We start from the raw sequence: 18581 nt of genomic DNA on the forward strand, positions 1-18581 counted from the left end.
AAAAAGTAGATTGGACTACAGGAGGGAGACGAATTTCCCCGAATGGAACCCTAAGTTCCATTGTCCAGAGACATTCCGGAAAGTCCAGTCCCCATATTAATTTTCAATGTGCAAGCTGGAAATTTTGAAGGCATTCTATGTTTCTATAAAGGACTGGAAAAAGACTCAAAACTGCCTTCAGGAAATACTATACGAGGAGGTCTTATGCTGCTGTTTTTTATCCACAGTCTGTCCACAATACATCCACATATTATCAACATAGCGGTTGCTGGAGACAGATTCAACTTCTATTGCTGGATAGAGATTTCATGCATATTAGCATTATGATACATACTCTATTTTCATAACATGTCCAAGCGATTCATCGTCCTTCAGCATCTTATAAGGTATGGAGGAGGTGAATTCAAATGGCAAAAGCACGACGCTTAATTAAGCAATATAATTCCCCGCGCCATAGATGTCATAACAGATGTCGTAGAGCTTGTTGGTATGGTGATCACTGGGATCTCTGTGAGCACTGCAGAGTTAGAAATAACACTTCCCGTAAAAGTCGTAGTGTAAAAACAAAGTCTTGCAATTGTGGAGGGAAACGTAAAGGATAATAGTTTTAGTCGAGTCAAATCATAATTATTAGACGATGCCAGCCATGAAAGTGCTCATTTATTTGGGGCTGAAGTTCGAATGAAAAATAACCTGTCATTTGACAGGTTATTTTTTTGGGCCTTGACAGAAAAAATACAAGGGGTTTAAAGAATGTAGTACACTATGTTCCAAGCACATTATATTTTTTGAGGAATTGAACCTTCATCACAATAAATCCAACGAAACTGGATTAAAATGTCTACCATAGGAGGAACCGGAATAATGGCGTCGGCAGTACGATTGGCCACGATTGACGATGCGGAGGCGCTCTCCAGATTGAATCAAGCCTTTAATGGCGGGGAACTTCGGCCCGTATCAGAGATTATCGAGAGCATGAACAGAAGCGATGAATTCATTGCGGTTGCGACCATGAACGGGAAAGTCGCAGGTTTTGCCTGCGCGCAACGTTTTGAATCGTTTTGTTACCGGGAAGCGCAAGGGGAGATTACGGAAATGTATGTGGAACCTTCGGTCCGAAGACAGGGACTGGCCGCCTCGATGATTTCATTACTCGAGGAAATGCTGGCAGCCTGTGGGGTAAAGAATATAAAGATATTAACAGGCAGTGACAACGCCGCCGCCATTAAAACATATGAACGCTGCGGCTATGTACAGGATAATGAGCTTCTTCTGCAAAAAGAGATGTAAGCGGGTTGATGGGGGGAGTGGAAACATGACAGAGTGTACATTTTTGAGGAATGATTTTGTCATTATCACCGGCGGTCCTGGCGCGGGGAAAACGACGTTGTTATAGGAAATGCAAAGACAAGGATATCCGTATGTTCCCGAAGTCGCCAAGAGAGATTATTCAAGCGGAGATGTGTTCCCATGGGAATGCCTTGCCGAAACGCAATCAAATATCGCGATTTCATGCCGGAGAAATCTATCGTAATCGGAAATAGACGAAAGAAAGCCATTTCGAGGAGAAGACTTCTCGAAAATGGCTTTTTGTCAATGCTGGGGACGATGGCTGAATCATGTGACAGGGTAAGAAATTACGGAAACCGCACATACAGATTGTCAAGCGGAGTATCCCTATGCTGATAAACTTTGATATAGTTATCTTCATGGGCTACTTGATAGGCAGAATGGTTATCCCTGTGAAAGGGTACGACATATACAAACTGTTCTTTGGATATCGTTGCCTCCCTAGTCTGGTATGCAATCATGCTGAATGTTCCATAGAGGGGAACAGGTCCGCTGGAATCTCCTTGCCAACCGAACCCTTTTCCTCCAAAGAAAAGCATTGGTTCGATATTGCCTTGAAACGATGCGTAATCTTCTAAATAGGCAAGTCTGCCATAGGCTCCTAAAAAAGCATAGGGCAGGTGGTTCAACGTGTCAGGCAACGGGCGCGACCACTCAAAGGAACCAATCAGCCGCGCTTCTGTAGCATAGGTTTGCCCGCTGTTATCTTCGATGATCAGATATAATGAAAGCCGATACAGTTCGTTCATTTTCTCTTTTGACAACGAATGAAATCGCTCTTTATCGATGGGAATTAGTTGATTATGTTTTTCATCATATGAAAAATAAAACTGTTTCCCTGCCGCCCGGGTCGATTGGATATCTAAAGAAGCCCATTCCTTCCTCAAGAAGGGGCTTACCCCATGAAAACTATGGTAAGGATCAAAGGGGGAGGTAAGCTGCTCCTCTTCGATCACATACTGAAATTGATTTTGATAGGATAATATGAATTTATCCTTCGCGACATGTTCTTCTTCCATCCTCGGAGCCCGATTGCAGCTAGCCACTAAAATGATAGAGATAAGGAGCAAAGCAAGAAAGGGCAGGCGTTGCATTATATCACCTCGCTATCAGTTAAATGGATAAGGCACATCCCCTTCTCTCCCTGTGTTGCCTCGTAGTACCTATATCTAATATTCCTCTACTTTTAATAATTTCCTTCTTTTCATTACTTTTAATCAAACTCGATCCGTACAACCGCTATTTCCATTCCGTGTGCTGGTGGTGTGGAAGCCGGGCGGGGTGAAGTAGTACGATGTTTTTATTGATAATGGTTCTCATTGTCGAACGATAGAGATGAAGAAAAGGGGAATGGGAAGGATGCGGAATATAGCACGTTTTGCGGTTCTACTTTGCGCCATGATGTGGGTGGTTGCCGGTTGCGGTAAAAGCACTTCACAGGAGGGGGCCGTTCAGGAGCCGGCGGTACAACAGGCTGCGAAGGAAACGCAGCAGCCTGGAGCGGAGGATAGGGGTTCAGCGGCATCATTCCTGAGAACCGTGGCCCATTTGGCGGGCGAGACGGTGATTGAGGCCAAGCCGATGAAGATTGCGACGCCGTATATCGCGTTCGTCGATTATATGGCCGTGCTCGATGCGTATCCGATTGCCGCGCAAGGAGTAGATACGATCGAACGGAACTTCCCGAATCTAAGCCAGCGGATTGCGGGCAAAGACATCGAGGGAAGCGCTCGACCGATATGAAGCGCATGCATGATCTGTCCGAAGCAATGAACGGGGCGATGGTGGAGTTCATTCATGCGATGCCGGTCATCAAATCGTTCAATCAGACGGTGCATTCGTTCGCCCGTTACCGCCATTCGGTGGAGAGCTATGCGGCCCTGTGGTCGCAGATCGCGCGCCAAAAGACGCCATTATATACGTTATTCCTCCTCCTGCTGGAGTCGGGCCTGCTGTTCATTATGCCGATGGGCGTCTGGATGTACGGACAGCAGATGATCACGCTTTCCGTCCTGGTGCTGTTCCTGCTGCTTGGTGTCGGACTAACCGCTCCACTGCGCCAGATTTCCACGCTCGGGCATATGATGCAGACTAATATGGAGGGCGTAAGACGAATCCAACAGCTTCTGGAGGAAAAGGAGCAGTCCGAAGCAGGGGTGGTTGCGGTGCCCGCGCCCGAACGGTTCGATATCGAGTTCCGGCAAGTTCGCTTCGGCTATGAAGAACGCGAGGTGCTGAGAGGCATTGACTTGGTGGCCGAGCACGGGAAGGTGACGGCGCTCGTCGGGCCTTCCGGCGCGGGCAAGTCAACCGCCGCACAGCTCATCGCCCGCTTCTACGAGGTGACGGACGGCTCGATTCAGATCGGGGGCGCCGATATTCGCTCCATCCCGCAGGCGCAGCTGATGGACATGATCTCCTTCGTGTTCCAGGACGTCCCGGTGGTGAGCGATACGGTGGCCGCCAATCTGCGGATGGGCAGAGCCGATGCGGATAAGCGCGATCTGATTCGCGCCGCGGAAGCCGCGCAGGCGCATGAATTTATCGCGGCGCTCCCGGACGGATACGACACGGTGATCGGAGAAGGCGGCGTTCATTTGAGCCGCGGTGAGCGGCAGCGCATTGCGATTGGGCGCGCGATATTGAAGGATGCGCCCGTGCTCATTCTGGATGAAGCCTTCGCCTTCGCCGATGCGGAAAATGAAGCGAAAATCCAGGAAGCGCTAAGCCGGCTGCTGCAGGATCGAACGGTGATCGTCATCGCCCATCGGCTATCTTCGATTACGGACGCGGATTGCATCGTTGTGTTGGAGGACGGCGCCGTCGCCGGGCAGGGGACGCATGCCGAGCTGCTTCGGGACTGCCCGTTATACGCCGGATTGTGGAAGGCGCACCGGGAAGCGGAGGCGTGGTCATTGGAGGGGGGGACAGGAGGGAGCTTATGTTTGACACGGTACGCAGGATTACAGGGCGATCCGGGGCATTGTTCACGCGGGCTACCCTCTATACCATTATCGAAATGATCGCGAACGCCGCTCCGATGGGGCTGCTGTTCTTCATCCTGGCCTCGCTGTTCCAAGCCGCGCCGACCGTGGAGCAGATCGTCTGGTGGGCAGCGATTCTGCTCGTGCTGTTCGCGATCCAGGCGGTATTCGGCAGCCTGGGACAGATCGAGGCGCAGAGCAGGGGAGCCTCGACCATGAAAGAGGTGCGGCTGCGTCTTGGCGAGCATTTGCGCAAGCTGCCGATGGGCTTTTTTGCCCGCAACGATCAGGAGGATATCAGTCATACGCTCCTGGCGAACGTCGATGAAGCGGAAATGATGTTGACGCATTTGTTCAATCAGTTCATCGGGGCGGTAACGCTGCCGATCGTAAGCGCCTTGTTCCTGCTGGCCGTCGATTGGCGGTTGGCGCTGGCCGTGCTCGTATCCGTGCCGCTGGCAATGCCGCTCCTGTCCTGGTCCCAGCGCGTGATGGCGAAGCGCAGCAAGCAGCGGCAAGGAGCGGCGCCGCGGTCAATTCGCGCCTGCTCGAATATGTGCAGACGATTCGCCTGCTGAAGGCGCATAACCAGACAGGCCAGCGGTTCGCGCGCTTGGACCGGGCGATGGCCCGTCTGCGGGACGAGAGCATCCGCGTCGAAGCGATGACGTCGCCGGTCGTGATGCTGTTCTCCATCGTGCTGGAATTGGGCTTCATCCTGCTGCTGCTTGTCGGCTGCTACTTGCTTGAAGGCGGGCGCATCGATGCGCCGATGCTGCTCATTTTCCTCGTCATCAGCATGAAGTTCTATCAGCCGCTGCGCGCGGGCGCGTCATTGACGCAGATGCGGTATATGGACTCCGCAGGCGAGCGCATTCAGTCCATTTTCGCCGAGAAGCCGCTGCCCGAGCCGGAACAGCCGCAGCGCCCGGAGTCTTACGATATCCAGTTCGATCATGTGAGGTTCGGTCACGGGGAGAACGAGGTGCTGAGAGGCATTGATTTGACGATTCCGGAATGCAGCCTCGTCGCGCTGGCCGGTCCTTCCGGCGCGGGCGGGGCCATGCTGTCGGGCGGCGAGAAACAGCGGATCGCGATCGCCCGGGCGATGCTGAAGGATGCGCCCATCATTATTCTCGACGAAGCGACGGCCTCGCTCGATCCGGAGAACGAGATGCATCTGCAGCGTGCCATCGGCAAGCTGACGCAGCGCAAGACGGTGCTCGTCATCGCCCATCGCCTGAAGACGATACGCGGGGCCGATTCGATCATCGTCGTGGATCAGGGGCGGATCGCCGAGACGGGCACGCATGACGAGCTGCTGGCGCAGGGCGGGCTGTATCAGCGGTTGTGGCAGGAGCAGCAGAAAATCGGGGGCTGGAAGATCGGCGGACGCCATCGGCCAGCCTGAACCGAAGCGACGGGGAGGCCTGCCGCGGGGGGAGAACCGAATTCTTCTTACCGGGCAGGCCCTTTGTTCGTCGTCGATACTATACCGCAGCAATGGGACAACCCGCTTGCCCGGCATGGTCTGCTACCGCGTTCCGTTGCGGATGGAATCCACCTGTCTGTTCACCCGTTTGCGCAGCAGATTCAGCAGCATCTTTTTGAGGGGACTCTTCGTATTGTTGTAAGCGGAAAAGAACTCATCCGGATGGTCGTAATACCCCAAATCTTCCGTAATGGAAAAGCTCTGAATATATGTGCTGTCCCCGCGCCAGCAGAGGTTGATCCGCTCCCGGTTCTTGACGGCTACCCCGTATCCGATAAACCCTCCATCCGAACTGCACAGCCTATCCTTGACCCGGCTCAAATACGGATCGTCGATAATAACTCCCTCAAGAGCCAGCCACTTTTTATCGTAATACACCTCGGTCCAGGCATGAACGATCTTTTGCGGCGCAAAAAAGTAAACCAATCCGGTTAACGCCCCTTTTTGCATGCGCTTATCGATGTAAAATCCGTGAATGCGGCAGGGAATGCCGACTTTGCGCAGGAGGGCCATGAGAAGAATGCTTTTTGTATTGCATTGCCCGCAGCCGTCCCGCAGCACTTCGGAAGCGGGAATATCGTCGCTCCGATTGTAGCCGAAAGGAATCTCGTTTCGAACAAAATCATAGATTGCCCGAATTTTGTCGTAGTCGGCGAGTTGGTCCCATTGGCGTTCTTCCACCAGCTTGCGAATAGATGGATGGTTGTAATCAACGAGGCTCGTCGCAGCTTTCCGATAAATAAACGCATTCACTGAGCCGCTTGACGGTCAAGCGATGCAAGGGGGACTGCTCGATGCAGCTTAGCACGTTCACAATCCGATCATCCAGCGCATGATCAATTCCGGAAGCTTGCAGCCCCAGCGCTTCCCTGGTTCGGCCGAACGCCTTCATATACGCTTCGGGACAAGCAGATGCAAGCAAGGAGTCGGCGGCGACAGACCGCAATTGATTGACCGTGTGCGGATCGAGAACATAAGCATTGTTCCTGTGTATAAAGGCCCGCTTCAGCATCTCGCCGAAAAGCGATTCCGGATTGACCAGCAAATACCATTGCCATTCTTCGCCCCATACAGCTTATGTCTTGTATTCGAGGGAAGAATTACCCCGGAGGCGCGCAAGGGTTGATTGGCGATCGTGATATCGAAATCATGTTCAAGCCCAACGGTTACTTGAATATAGTGATGGATATGATCCCTGGCATCGATCTTTTTGGTCAGAAAAGAAATATGATCCTCGCACGAGAAGAGGATTAAGTCGTATGGCGTTCGTATCATGGCAATGTCATGCCTCCCGCTCAATATCATTGGCCCGCTGACCGTTGACTCTCTCATCGCATGCCACGCCATCCCGAATTGGCAAGCGGAACGGAAGACGGAGACACGCAGCCATTGGCGCGTGATGAAGGGCTGTCCAGCCCGGAATGGGGCGATTCCATCACAAAACATAGTTAATAGATAGGAATTATGCGAAAAAATATTGTATCCCCCAAAGAACCGTGATATCATCGGAACAATCATCGGATTCATAAGATTGCATCGAATGATATTTCACGTTCAGGGGGTTGTGCGCAATGAAGAAAAGAACGGTAACATTTCTGTTGCTTGCCCTTGCGGCCATGATGCTGGCGGCTTGCGGCAGCCAGAGCGAGGGCGCGAAGCCGGAGTCCGGACAAGGGACGGCCGCATCGGCCGAAGCGGGCGGCTTGTTGGAAGAGATCAAGGCGAGCGGGAAGCTGCGCATCGGCACCGAGGGGACGTACCCGCCATTCACGTTCCATGATGACAGCGGCAAGCTGACCGGGTTCGACGTCGAGATCGCAGAAGAGGTCGCGAAGCGGCTAGGGCGTGTACGCAAACTATCGAAATAGCCAAATATCTGGTAAACTTATCCTATGAGAAGACGATATGAGATACGAGATGACCAATGGGAACGACTCAAAGACCTCTTGCCACCGGAACGGAAACCACAGGGTGGACGTCCGGCAATCGATAACCGAAAAATGTTCAATGCCATGCTTTGGGTGATTCGTTCTGGTGCGCCTTGGCGAGACTTGCCAGAGCATTATGGCTCCTGGAGCAGTGTCTACAGTCGTTTCCGCCGCTGGGAGAAAGCAGGCATCTTTGATCGAATGCTAGACGTTCTGGCTGCCAATCCCGATGACGAAAGTGTTATGCTCGATGCTTCCATCGTTCGTGTTCACCAACACGGCGCGGGGGCAAAAGGGGGCAGCAATTCCAAGCCATCGGACGATCACGCGGAGGATTAACCAGCAAGATTCATGCCGTTGTAGACGGCCTTGGCAATCCGCTACGCTTCGAAGTAACCGCAGGCAACATCAATGATTGTGTAACGGGTTATGAGATCCTGCAAACCCAAGACATACAAGGTAAACATGTTTTGGCGGATCGCGGATACGATACCGATAAAATCATTGCGCTTTTGGAAGAGAAACTGGCCCATTCCGTCATTCCCAGTAAGAAGAATCGCACGATCCAACGTACAACCGACTGGTGGTTGTATAAAGAGCGTCATCTGGTCGAATGCCTGTTCAACAAACTCAAACATAATCGTCGGCTGGCAACTCGGTACGATAAATTGGCCTGTACTTTTGTTGCCTTCTTAAAGCTGGCCTCTTCCATGATCTGGTTGGCTTAAGGTTTGCATACACGCCCTAGGGGTGACGCCGGAATTCACCGAAGCGAAGTGGGACGGAATGTTCGCCGGGCTGGACGCGAAGCGGTTCGACATCGTCGTGAACCAGGTGGCCATCAACGAGGATCGCAAGCAGAAGTATGACTTTTCCGATCCGTACAGCGTGTCGAAGGCCGTGCTGATCGTGCATGAAGATAATCAGAATGTGAAGGCTTTTGCGGATATTCAAGGCAAAAAAGCCGGACAAACGCTCACTTCCAACCTGACCGGGCTGGCGAGAGAGAACGGCGCTGACATCGTGCAGACAGACAGCTTCAACCAGGCGATCGAATTGCTTGTATCGAAGCGCATTGATGTCACGGTGAACGACGGCCTCTCCTTCCTCGATTTCAAAAAGCACCGTCCCGACGCCAAGGTGAAGGTCGTGGCGGAGCATGCGAACGCGTCCCGCAGCGGCATTCTGCTGCGCAAAGGGAATCCGGATCTGGTCGATGCGGTGAATAAGGCCTTGGCGGACATGAAGGCCGACGGCACGTATTTGAACATTTCTCAAAAATATTTTAATGCCGATATTTCGAAATAACCGGGTGGTTGCTTATGGATAAAAACATACAGATCTTTATCGATTCGCTATGGCCCTTGCTTAAATCGGGGTTGTTGTTCGCGATTCCGCTTACGCTGATCTCGTTCGCGCTGGGTCTGGCGCTCGCTTTATTGACGGCCTTGGCCCGCTTGTCGAATATTCGGCCGCTCGTGTGGGCCGCCCGCTTCTATGTCTGGATTATTCGGGGGACGCCCCTGCTCGTGCAATTATTTATTATTTTCTACGGTCTGCCCAGCGTCGGCATTACAATCGGAGCTTTCCCGGCCGCGGTGATCGGGTTCTCGCTGAGCGTTGGGGCCTACAACTCGGAAGTGCTGCGGGCCGCCATTCAGTCGATCCCGCAGGGACAGTGGGAAGCGGCGGAATCGCTCAGCATGACGCGCAGGCAGATTTTGCGCCGGATTATACTGCCGCAAGCGGCCAGGGTGTCGGTGCCGCCGCTGTCGAACTCGTTCATCAGCCTGGTGAAGGATACCTCGCTGGCCGCGACCATTACGGTGACGGAGATGTTCCAGCGCGCGCAGCAGATTGCGGCGGCCACCTACGAGCATATGCTCATCTATTGCGAAGTGGCGCTCCTTTATTTATTGTTCAGCACGATTTTGTCCGCCCTGCAGGCGAAGACGGAGAAATATATTGAACGCTACGCCGTTCGATAGGAGCAGGTCATGATAGATATAAGAGATGTGCGCAAACATATCGGAGATGCGGCGATCTTGAAAGGGATCAGTCTGCATGTGAACAAAGGAGAGACGGTCGTTATCATCGGCCCTTCGGGCTCCGGCAAGTCGACGCTGCTTCGCTGCTTGAATCTGCTGGAGCAGCCGACGAGCGGTTCGGTTGGCATCGGCGGCGCCGAGCTCCATTTCCGGGAGGGGACAAGGGTTGAAGCGGGAGCGGTAAGCAAGCTGCGCCTGCATACCGGGATGGTGTTCCAGGCGCATCATTTGTTCCCGCATATGACCGCGCTGCGCAATGTGATGGAAGGTCCGGTGACGGTACGGGGGCGGGCGAAGGCGGAAGCGCAGGCCAACGCGCTCAAGCTGCTGGAGAAGGTCGGATTGGCCGACAAGGCGGAGGCGTACCCGTACCAGTTGTCGGGCGGGCAGCAGCAGCGTGTCGGCATCGCGAGAGCATTGGCGTTAGAACCGGATGTGATGCTGTTCGATGAGCCCACGTCGGCGCTTGATCCCGAGATCGCGGGCGAAGTGTTGAACGTGATGGCCGAGCTGAAGCGGGAAGGGATGACGATGGTCATCGTCACCCATGAGATGCAGTTCGCGCGATCCATGGCCGACCGGGTTCTTTTCCTGGATTAAGGAGTTGTCATCGAGGAGGGCCCGCCGGATCAACTGTTCGACCGGCCAACCCAGGAGCGGACGCGGCAATTTCTCCGTCGGCTCCATTGGATGAAGGATGTCCCGTCCGCCGCTTCCCGGGCGATATGAAGGGCGAGCCGCTACGACTCCAAATAGTCCAATATATCCTCTCGCGTCAACTCGCGGCGCATCCAGCGCAGGCGCTCGTTCACTTCCTGCCCTGCGCCGGCCTGCGCCGCCTGCAGCGTATTGTTTACTTTATCCAGCGGAACGGCCGGATAATGTTATACAGCATAACGAATCGCTATAGCATTTTAAGACAAGCTGGCCGTGCTTCGCGGTCTGGACGATGGCAATATACCGGTATTCGTCCTCGTAGATATTGTCGATGGGGTTATAGGACAGGATTGAATCCTTGACATAGGATGGCAAAATATGTTCAAGATGCCGCGTTGTCATCATGAGGGGCGTTCACGCTCCGTTGCCGTTATTTTTTCAAGTATGCTGCACTTTGCAGACGGGTGGCCCGTCATCTTCCTGATCGTATGCCGCCGTCTCCCGGAAGGCAAGCGCAAAATGAGCCCGGAAGTCCGTCCCGTTTCATGCCTGCGGATCGGTATGTTTTGGCCCCGTTCTGTAAAATACGAGCTTTATCTCATAAAAACTGCAAGAGCACGAATTTTTTTCTATTATTTTACTACCCGCTGTCAAGGGGTTAGTGGTACAATGTGAGGAAAATATATCCTTCACATAAAATTCGAATTTGAGAGAGGGGAATTACGTGGTAAAAAAGAAGTGGTTTTCATTCATGCTGCTTGTGGTGCTTATGGGAACGCTGGTCTCAGCGTGCAGTGGTTCACCTTCATCGACGAATCCGCCCAAGGAAGAACCAAAACCGTCCGACACAGCCAAGACGGAACCGGCAAATGAAAATACGGCGCAAACGCCAAAGGATGGCGGAACGCTCACGCTAAGCACCTTCTCGGACATCGTGACGGCCAACCCGTTATTTGCGAGCGACACTGCTTCAGGAGATGCCGTCAACTTGATGTTTGCCAGACTGTACGATCTTGATCGGCAAGCCAACATTGTGGTAGAGCCCTGGTCCCTAGCCGCCGAGCTTCCCCAGATTAGCGAAGACTCGAAGACCTATACGATCAAGCTGAAGCCCGAAGCGAAATGGAGCGACAGCCAGCCGGTTACGGCGGATGATCTGATCTACACGATTAATACGATGCGCAACCCGGATACCGGTTCCCCAGGCATCAGTCAATTCGAACATGTCGACACCATCACCAAAATCGATACCCACACCGTAGAAATCAAGCTCGGGCAAATCTATGCTCCCTTCCTTTACTCTCTAAAAATGGAACTCGTGCCCCAACATATTTTGAAGGATGTTCCCGTCAAGGAACTGAAGCAGCATATTTTTGGCTCCGACCCTGCCAAGACCGTAACGAACGGCCCATGGAAATGGACGGAATGGAAGCAGAAGCAGTATTTGAGCTTCGAAGCCGACCCGAATTATTGGGGGGCCAAGAAGCCGCATATCGCTAAAGTCATCTACAAAATTTATGCGGACCAAAATACCGAAGTGCAAGCGCTCATCAAAGGCGATATCGACTCCATCTCTGCGATTCCGGTCACGCAGCTCGTTGCGGTGCAGAAACGGGAAAATCTCCGCGTCATACTCGCCCCGGGGCCAATGTATGAATACCTTGGCTTCAATTTCAACGGCATGAACTTCCCCAACAATGAGAGCTTCTTCACCGGCCAGAAGACGAGACAGGCGATCGCGCATGCGCTCAACCGTCAAGGCATGGTTGACAACATCCTGAAGGGCACCGGCCAATTGATGAATTCGCCGTTCCTGCCAGGCTCCTGGGCAGACCCGGGAGAAGCAGCGGTCAAGTATGACTATGATCTGGAAAAAGCGAAGAAGCTGCTGGCGGAAGACGGATGGGTACCGGGCGCTGATGGCATTTTGCAAAAGAACGGGCAGCGCTTCTCCTTCGAGCTTCAATACAATACGGGGAACAGCCGCCGCGAGCAAGTCGCCGCCGTTATCCAACAGAACTTGAAGGACGTCGGGATTGAAGTGCAGCCAAGGGGAATCGACTTTTCCGCATGGCAAGAACAGAACGTGATTCCAGGGAAATATCAGGCCGTATTGGCGGCATGGTCCTTGACCGATCCGGACCCGAACTCGGAAAGCATTTTCTCATCGAAATTCTTCCCGCCGAATCAAAACGGGGGCTGGTACAAGAACGAGAAGCTGGATGAACTGTGGGTAAAGGGGTATTCCGTCGTCGATCAGAACGAACGGAAAAAAGTATACGAAGAGATCGGCAAAGAAATCACCACGGATCTTCCTTATGTATTCTTGTACCAGTACGGCACGCCGCAAGGCTTGGGCCCTAAGGTCAAATTTGCGGAAGAAGACAGACCGGAGCCTTTGCTTGCCTACGGTTATATGTTCCGCATCATCAACTGGTGGGTAGAGTAACGCAACCAACGCATCAGAACATGCTTCAAGAGGGGAGGGGGGCTTGCCCCTTCCCCTTTATGAGGTTGCTCGTTTTTCGGCACGCACTTTATGGTCTAGGAGGATTATTGATGACGGAGTTTCTGATCCGCCGGATACTGCAATCCCTTTTGGTGCTGTTTCTCGTTTCCATCGTTACCTTTGGGCTTATCCATTCGGCGCCGGGCGGCCCGACGCAAATTTTTCTGTCGCCGGGATTGTCTCAGGAGGCCGGCAAGATTCAAGCGCAGAATCTTGGGCTCGATAAGCCGATCCATATCCAATACATGAAGTGGATTGGCGGCTTGCTGCAGGGCGACATGGGCCATACGTTCAAGAACAATTTGCCGGTAGGCGATATCCTGTGGCCCACGGTGAAAAATACGGTCATTCTGATGAGCGCGGCCTGGCTGTTTGCGATGCTGATCGCGATACCGTGGGGCATTTATAACAGCACCTCCGAATATGGGTTGTCGGATCAGACCGCTTCCCTGATTTCGTATATCGGGTTCGCGATGCCCACCTTTTGGTTCGGGATCATTTTGCAGGAGCTCTTCGCGTTGAAATTGGATCTGCTTCCCTTATCCGATATGTATTCGATGGGGAAGGAAGGGGAGCTCGGGGATCTCTTCCTGCATCTTGTGCTGCCGGTCTCGGTGCTCACGCTTGGCTTCCTTGCTTCCTATGTAAAGTATTCGCGCTCCAGCATGCTGGAAGTGTTGGAGCAAGACTTCATCCGTACGGCGCGAGCCAAGGGAATGAAGGAGAGAAGAGTGATTTTCCGTCATGCGCTGCGCAATGCGATGATACCTATTATTACGATCCTCGGCCTGGATCTGCCGATCCTTGTCGGAGGGGCCGCGATTACGGAAAGCGTATTCAATTGGCCGGGCATGGGACGATTGTTCGTCGAGATGGCCTTGGCCCGGGAATACTCGGTGTTGATGGCCATCACCTTAATTACGGCGGTCATTGTCGTGTTAGGGAACTTGATAGCGGACATCCTGTATGCTGTTGTTGATCCGCGCGTGCAGTTGGGACGTAAAGGGGGGGCGTCAGCATGAGTGGGATCAATCTGCAGGGGCTTCAGCCGGAGCAAGGGCCGGATGCCGAATTCAAGCCACATCTGCCGGCGCCGGATGCGAACGATAAGCCGTGGAGGATAGCCTGGAAGAAGTTTATGAGCAATCCGTTTGCGGTAGGCGGTTTAGTGGTTCTCTGTTTTTTTATCGTTATCGCGTTCTTCGCCCGCTTTATCGCTCCATACGATCCGGCCGCGATCGATTTCCTTAACGCGAATTTGCCGGCGGGAAGCCCCGGCCATCTTTTCGGAACCGACGAATTGGGACGAGATATTCTGTCCCGGCTCGTATACAGCAGTCAAGTATCGATGTTGGTCGGCTTCTCCGTCGCTGTGATTTCTGTCGTTATCGGGAGCACGATCGGTTCGATTTCCGGCTATTTCGGCGGCTGGATCGACACGTTCTTCATGCGGCTGGTCGATGTGATGAACTCCGTGCCGACCTTGTTTTTGAATATCCTGGTTTTGTCCATATTCGGCTCCAAGTTTAGCTATATGATTCTCATTCTTGGGGCTACCAGTTGGATGGGCTTGGCCCGTCTCGTCAGGGGGAACTTCCTCCAGTTGAGAGAGATGCAGTACGTGGAAGCCGCGAAGGCGATTGGCGTATCCAGTTGGGGCATCATCGGCCGGCATTTGCTGCGGAATTCAACGGCTCCGATTATCGTGAACGCGACCTTGATGGTAGGCGGCGCCATCCTGTCCGAATCGGCGCTGTCCTATCTCGGATTGGGCGTTCAGGCTCCGGCTCCAAGCTGGGGGCTGATGCTCAGCAACGCTCAGCAGTTCATGCTGGTCGATCCGCTGCAAACGCTGTATCCGGGGCTGTGCATCTTTATTGTCGTGTTGGCGGTGAACTTTATCGGAGACGGTATCCGGGATGCGTTCGACCCGCGCAAGAAGGTCAAAATTCCACGGAGGAGGCTGCGGAAATGGCAGGAAAGCTTCTTGAAGTCCAAAATCTGACGGCGGGCTTTGTGACGGAGCAAGGCATCGCCAAAGCGACCGACCGGATTTCACTTAGCGTGGAGAAAGGCAAGACTCTCTGCATTGTGGGCGAATCCGGCAGCGGCAAGAGCGTGGCGTCACTTTCCATTATGCGGTTGATTGATTATGCAGGGGGCGCTCTCTTTGAAGGCAGCATCAGCTTCACTGGCGAAGAACTGACATCGAAGGCCCAGAAAGAGATGATCCGAATTCGCGGCAATCGGATTGCGATGATCTTCCAAGATCCGATGTCGGCGCTCAATCCCGTGTTCACGATCGGGGATCAGATCGCCGAGAGCTTGCAGCTCCATCAGCGGCTAAGCCGGGCCGAGGCCTGGAAGCAGGCCGTCGATATGCTGCGTATGGTCGGTATCCCCGATCCCGAGATCCGGGCCAAGCAATATCCGCATGAGATGTCAGGCGGCATGCGGCAGCGTGTCGTCATCGCCATGGCTCTCGTGTGCAAGCCCGAGCTGCTTATTGCCGATGAGCCGACAACTGCGCTGGACGTTACCGTCCAGGCCCAGATCCTTGATCTGCTGCGGCGACTGCAGGGTGAGCTGGGGATGGCGATCGTGCTCATTACGCATGATATGGGCGTCGCTGCGGAAATGGCGGATCGGGTTGCGGTCATGTATGCCGGCAAGATCGTCGAGGAAGGCAGCGTAGAGGAAATCTTCGATCACCCTTCCCATCCGTATACGATCGGGCTGTTGCGGTCGATTCCGGGCTTGGAGGGCGAGAGAGGCGGGTCGTTATATACGATTCCGGGGACGATTCCGAGCATTCATCATCTGCCTGCGGGCTGCCGCTTCCACCCGAGGTGCGCGAGGGCGGAGGAGAAGTGCCGGCAAAGCGAGCCTTCTCTTGGCGAATTCCGGCCAGATCATCAAGTGGCTTGCTGGATATATGACTCCGGAAGGACGGCAGGCACAGATGACGGAAAGTCTGAGGTGAACCGCGCATGACACGAGATCCGCTAATAGATATTCGCCACCTGAAAAAGTATTTCCCGATCAAGACCGGGTTGTTCAATCGGGTCGCCGGCCACGTGAAGGCGGTAGATGATGTTACGTTCCACATTTACAAGGGGGAAACGTTCGGACTCGGTGGCGAATCGGGCTGCGGCAAATCGACGCTGGGCCGCGCGATTCTCCAACTGCAGAAGCCGAGCGGCGGCGAGGTGTATTTTGACGGCAAGCAGGTGCAGCAGATGACTTCACAGCAGCTGCGGCGGATGCGGCAGGAGATGCAGATTATCTTTCAAGATCCGTTCGGCTCCTTGAATCCCCGTTTTCCTATCCGGGATATTATCGGAGAGCCGCTGCGTGTTCATCAGAAGGCATCTGCCAAGGAGATCGACAGACGTGTCGTTGAATTGATGGAACTGGTCGGCCTCGATGCCTCCAGACGCAACCGGTATCCGCATGAATTCTCCGGCGGACAGCGCCAGCGGATCGGCATCGCCAGAGCGATCGCGCTCCATCCCCGATTCATCGTAGCGGATGAAGCCGTCTCGGCGCTGGATGTGTCAGTTCAGTCGCAGGTGCTGAACTTGTTAATGAAGCTGCAGCAGGAGCTGGGCCTGACGTTCCTCTTTATCGCGCATGGCCTCAATGTGGTACGGCACATCTCCGATCGCATCGGGGTCATGTATTTGGGCAAGCTGGTCGAGGTGGCCTGCACGGAGGAGCTGTTCGCCAATCCGCTGCACCCGTATACGGCAGCGCTTCTCTCCGCCATCCCCAGGCCGACGCCGCACCGGAAGGCAGAGCGAATCGTGCTGCAGGGCGATGTGCCGTCGCCGGCCAATCCGCCATCCGGCTGCCGCTTCCACCCGCGCTGCCCTTACGCGCAGGCCAAGTGCCGGGACATCCCGCCCGAGCTTCGGGAGGTTATGCCGGGCAGGGAAGTAGCCTGTCATTTCCCGCTGGATTATGCGCAGTCGGCTGCGATGGTCTAGGGGAGCGCGGGTATGAGCAAGCCCGAAGCGGGTTTGCCAGCAATGCTTCTTTTTTGCCGCAAGCGAATCTCTATTTCCTTGCGGCGGGAAAGAGGCATTATTTATTTTTGCGCCCCGGGCAGGGCCCTCTATATGAAGAGGGCGGCGAGGCACCAGATCAGCAGCGTGACGGCGCCGGATTCTCCGGCAATATAGGTCAAGCCGCTCTGCTTGTGATAGAACAGGACCTCGAGCCAGTAGCGGCTGTGGTTAATGACGGTATGAATCAGGACGGCGGGCCATATACTGCCGCTTGCGTAGCGAACCCATCCCATGACGATCGACAGCGGAAAAATCATGGCCGTGAACAGCGCGATCGTGATGAGCGGCATGCCGTCGTCATTATCCCCGTTCAAGGAGAACGGATAATGGAATACGGCCCAGACGGCGGCCGTGATCAGAATCGCTTTTCTCACGCCCAGCGTTCGGTCAGCTTCGGTTGCAAATAGCCGCGCCAGCCGATCTCCTCGCCGAAGGCGAACAGCAGCGTCATCAAAATAAACAGATTCGGCTTGAACAGGTTCAGGGTCACGCGATGAACATAGGCGGCTGCCGTCATTCCGCCCCCCAGCTCCTGCGCCGCCGGCAAAGCAACATAGCCGAGCGCCCAGGCGGCGGCGAAGCCCGCGGCCACAGGCAGGCCGGCGAGCAGGGCGACGATGTACCAGCGCGGCTTCCCGAGTCTCGTTATGCCTGTTCCTCGCAGCGTGTCCTTCCGCCCGGGCCGGAGCAGAAGCAGGAGCAGCACGGCAATCAGCGGCGTCGCTTGACTGATGCCGATCAGCTCCATCCTGCCGCTCAGATTGGCGGCGAGCGTCAGGCCGAGCACGATGACGAAGAGGAAATGACCGTGTTCGTGCAGGATGCGCTGGAGGATGCGGGCTATACGGTGATGACGGCATACAGCGCGGAGCAAGCGGAGCGGATGATCCGCAGGCAGACGCCGGACTTTATTGTGCTGGACGTTATGATGCCGGGAACGGACGGATTTCAATTTTGCAAGCAGGTGCGGGATGCGGTAGCGTGTCCGATCGTCTTCGTTAGCGCCAGGGTGAGCGAGGCGGATCGGATCTACGGCTTGGCGGCAGGAGGCGATGATTATCTCGTGAAGCCGTTCAGCTTGCGGGAGCTGATGGCGCGCATTGAGGCGCATCTTCGCCGGGAACGCCGCAGTTCGCAGCGCAAGGACCGCGGCTTGCTGAGGTACGGCTCTTTTACCGTCAATATCCGGGGGCATGAGCTGAGTTGTCATGGGAAGGCGCTGGCGCTCACGAGCCGAGAGTTCGCCATTGTGGAGCTGCTTGCGATGAATCCGGGCCAAGTCTTCGCGCGCGAGCATATTTATGAGCAGGTATGGGGACTGGATGCGGTCGGCGACGATGCGACGGTAACTGAGCATGTGAAAAATATCCGCGCGAAAAAATGGCGGCGGCCGAACCCGGCTCCCGCTGGATCGAAACGATATGGGGCATCGGGTACAAGTGGAAGGACAGCCAATGAAAATCTATCCGTTCAAGCGCCAGTTTATCGTTTATTTTTGTTGGGTGATCGGGTTCAGCCTCCTTGCAACCGCGCTGTGTGTGGC

Annotated in this window: 19 protein-coding genes and 4 pseudogenes; 18 read left to right on the forward strand and 5 right to left on the reverse strand. The window is 54.4% G+C overall.

The features are described from left to right. Positions 1-882 precede the first annotated feature (882 nt). A complete protein-coding gene (locus OCY70_RS31685; RefSeq protein WP_306433991.1) occupies positions 883-1290 on the forward strand; it encodes a GNAT family N-acetyltransferase in 408 nt (135 codons plus the stop codon). 347 nt (positions 1291-1637) lie between these two features. Here the strand turns inward: OCY70_RS31685 and OCY70_RS31690 are convergent, their stop codons facing one another. After that, entirely contained in the window at positions 1638-2369 is a 732-nt protein-coding gene (locus tag OCY70_RS31690; protein ID WP_213431141.1) for a hypothetical protein, read from the reverse strand. A 340-nt stretch (positions 2370-2709) separates the two neighbouring features. Here OCY70_RS31690 and OCY70_RS31695 point away from each other — a divergent pair, with 340 nt between their 5' ends. The 4 genes and pseudogenes from OCY70_RS31695 to OCY70_RS36630 all read left to right on the forward strand — a co-directional run. Beyond that, on the forward strand, positions 2710-3093 hold the full coding sequence (locus OCY70_RS31695; protein WP_213431140.1) for a hypothetical protein: 384 nt from the start codon (positions 2710-2712) through the stop codon (positions 3091-3093). Beyond that, a complete protein-coding gene (locus OCY70_RS31700) occupies positions 3090-4373 on the forward strand; it encodes an ABC transporter ATP-binding protein (protein ID WP_249725634.1) in 1284 nt (427 codons plus the stop codon). Before OCY70_RS31695 ends, OCY70_RS31700 begins: the two co-directional genes overlap by 4 nt. Next, positions 4292-4912: an ABC transporter transmembrane domain-containing protein gene (locus OCY70_RS31705; RefSeq protein WP_249725633.1), complete on the forward strand. Its 621-nt coding sequence runs from the start codon at positions 4292-4294 to the stop codon at positions 4910-4912. Before OCY70_RS31700 ends, OCY70_RS31705 begins: the two co-directional genes overlap by 82 nt. Positions 4913-5382: 470 nt before the next feature. Continuing rightward, positions 5383-5745 (forward strand): annotated as a pseudogene (locus OCY70_RS36630) (ATP-binding cassette domain-containing protein); the annotation flags it as partial. Between the two features lie 123 nt (positions 5746-5868). Here OCY70_RS36630 and OCY70_RS31715 read toward each other — a convergent pair. Next, the gene (locus tag OCY70_RS31715; protein WP_213431139.1) at positions 5869-6579 is read right to left on the reverse strand and encodes a transglutaminase-like domain-containing protein; all 711 of its coding nucleotides are present in this window, start codon (positions 6577-6579) and stop codon (positions 5869-5871) included. Next, the gene (locus OCY70_RS31720) at positions 6536-6871 is read right to left on the reverse strand and encodes a hypothetical protein (protein ID WP_213431138.1); all 336 of its coding nucleotides are present in this window, start codon (positions 6869-6871) and stop codon (positions 6536-6538) included. Before OCY70_RS31720 ends, OCY70_RS31715 begins: the two co-directional genes overlap by 44 nt. A 77-nt stretch (positions 6872-6948) precedes the next feature. Here OCY70_RS31720 and OCY70_RS31725 point away from each other — a divergent pair, with 77 nt between their 5' ends. The 12 genes and pseudogenes from OCY70_RS31725 (at position 6949) to OCY70_RS31780 (ending at position 16957) form a co-directional block, all read left to right on the forward strand. Next, the gene (locus OCY70_RS31725) at positions 6949-7080 is read left to right on the forward strand and encodes a hypothetical protein (RefSeq protein WP_261948881.1); all 132 of its coding nucleotides are present in this window, start codon (positions 6949-6951) and stop codon (positions 7078-7080) included. 317 nt (positions 7081-7397) lie between these two features. Continuing rightward, the gene (locus OCY70_RS31730; RefSeq protein WP_306433990.1) at positions 7398-7694 is read left to right on the forward strand and encodes a transporter substrate-binding domain-containing protein; all 297 of its coding nucleotides are present in this window, start codon (positions 7398-7400) and stop codon (positions 7692-7694) included. 24 nt (positions 7695-7718) lie between these two features. Continuing rightward, a protein-coding gene (locus OCY70_RS31735) for an IS5 family transposase (protein WP_261944570.1) occupies positions 7719-8482 on the forward strand; the annotation gives its coding sequence in 2 pieces (ribosomal slippage) (positions 7719-8040 and positions 8040-8482; 765 coding nt in all). A 16-nt stretch (positions 8483-8498) separates the two neighbouring features. Next, positions 8499-9062, forward strand: a pseudogene (locus tag OCY70_RS31740) (transporter substrate-binding domain-containing protein); the annotation flags it as partial. Positions 9063-9076: 14 nt separating this feature from the next. Further along, on the forward strand, positions 9077-9742 hold the full coding sequence (locus tag OCY70_RS31745) for an amino acid ABC transporter permease (protein WP_213430413.1): 666 nt from the start codon (positions 9077-9079) through the stop codon (positions 9740-9742). Positions 9743-9751: 9 nt separating this feature from the next. Then, positions 9752-10531: pseudogene (locus tag OCY70_RS31750) on the forward strand (amino acid ABC transporter ATP-binding protein). A 306-nt stretch (positions 10532-10837) separates the two neighbouring features. Beyond that, complete coding sequence (locus OCY70_RS31755) at positions 10838-11134, forward strand: hypothetical protein (RefSeq protein ID WP_213430414.1); 297 nt, start codon at positions 10838-10840, stop codon at positions 11132-11134. Between the two features lie 76 nt (positions 11135-11210). Further along, on the forward strand, positions 11211-12908 hold the full coding sequence (locus tag OCY70_RS31760) for an ABC transporter substrate-binding protein (protein WP_213430423.1): 1698 nt from the start codon (positions 11211-11213) through the stop codon (positions 12906-12908). Positions 12909-13018: 110 nt separating this feature from the next. Beyond that, on the forward strand, positions 13019-13990 hold the full coding sequence (locus OCY70_RS31765) for an ABC transporter permease (protein ID WP_261948882.1): 972 nt from the start codon (positions 13019-13021) through the stop codon (positions 13988-13990). Further along, positions 13987-14973, forward strand: coding sequence for an ABC transporter permease (locus tag OCY70_RS31770; protein WP_213430416.1), 987 nt, complete (start codon positions 13987-13989; stop codon positions 14971-14973). Before OCY70_RS31765 ends, OCY70_RS31770 begins: the two co-directional genes overlap by 4 nt. Beyond that, complete coding sequence (locus tag OCY70_RS31775; protein WP_213430417.1) at positions 14940-15962, forward strand: ABC transporter ATP-binding protein; 1023 nt, start codon at positions 14940-14942, stop codon at positions 15960-15962. Before OCY70_RS31770 ends, OCY70_RS31775 begins: the two co-directional genes overlap by 34 nt. Beyond that, a complete protein-coding gene (locus OCY70_RS31780; RefSeq protein WP_261948883.1) occupies positions 15959-16957 on the forward strand; it encodes an ABC transporter ATP-binding protein in 999 nt (332 codons plus the stop codon). Before OCY70_RS31775 ends, OCY70_RS31780 begins: the two co-directional genes overlap by 4 nt. Positions 16958-17085: 128 nt before the next feature. On the opposite strand, the gene OCY70_RS31785 is transcribed toward OCY70_RS31780, so the two are convergent. Beyond that, positions 17086-17412 (reverse strand): CPBP family intramembrane glutamic endopeptidase, encoded by a 327-nt coding sequence (locus tag OCY70_RS31785; RefSeq protein ID WP_261948884.1) that lies wholly within the window; start codon positions 17410-17412, stop codon positions 17086-17088. Then, positions 17409-17786: a CPBP family glutamic-type intramembrane protease gene (locus OCY70_RS31790; protein ID WP_261948885.1), complete on the reverse strand. Its 378-nt coding sequence runs from the start codon at positions 17784-17786 to the stop codon at positions 17409-17411. Before OCY70_RS31790 ends, OCY70_RS31785 begins: the two co-directional genes overlap by 4 nt. A 54-nt stretch (positions 17787-17840) precedes the next feature. On the opposite strand from OCY70_RS31790, the pseudogene OCY70_RS31795 reads away from it, so the two are divergent. Continuing rightward, positions 17841-18496: pseudogene (locus OCY70_RS31795) on the forward strand (response regulator transcription factor). The last annotated feature ends 85 nt before the right edge of the window (positions 18497-18581 follow it).

It is taken from the genome of Paenibacillus melissococcoides (genome assembly GCA_944800085.1).
In the GTDB taxonomy this organism is placed as follows: domain Bacteria; phylum Bacillota; class Bacilli; order Paenibacillales; family Paenibacillaceae; genus Paenibacillus_B; species Paenibacillus_B melissococcoides.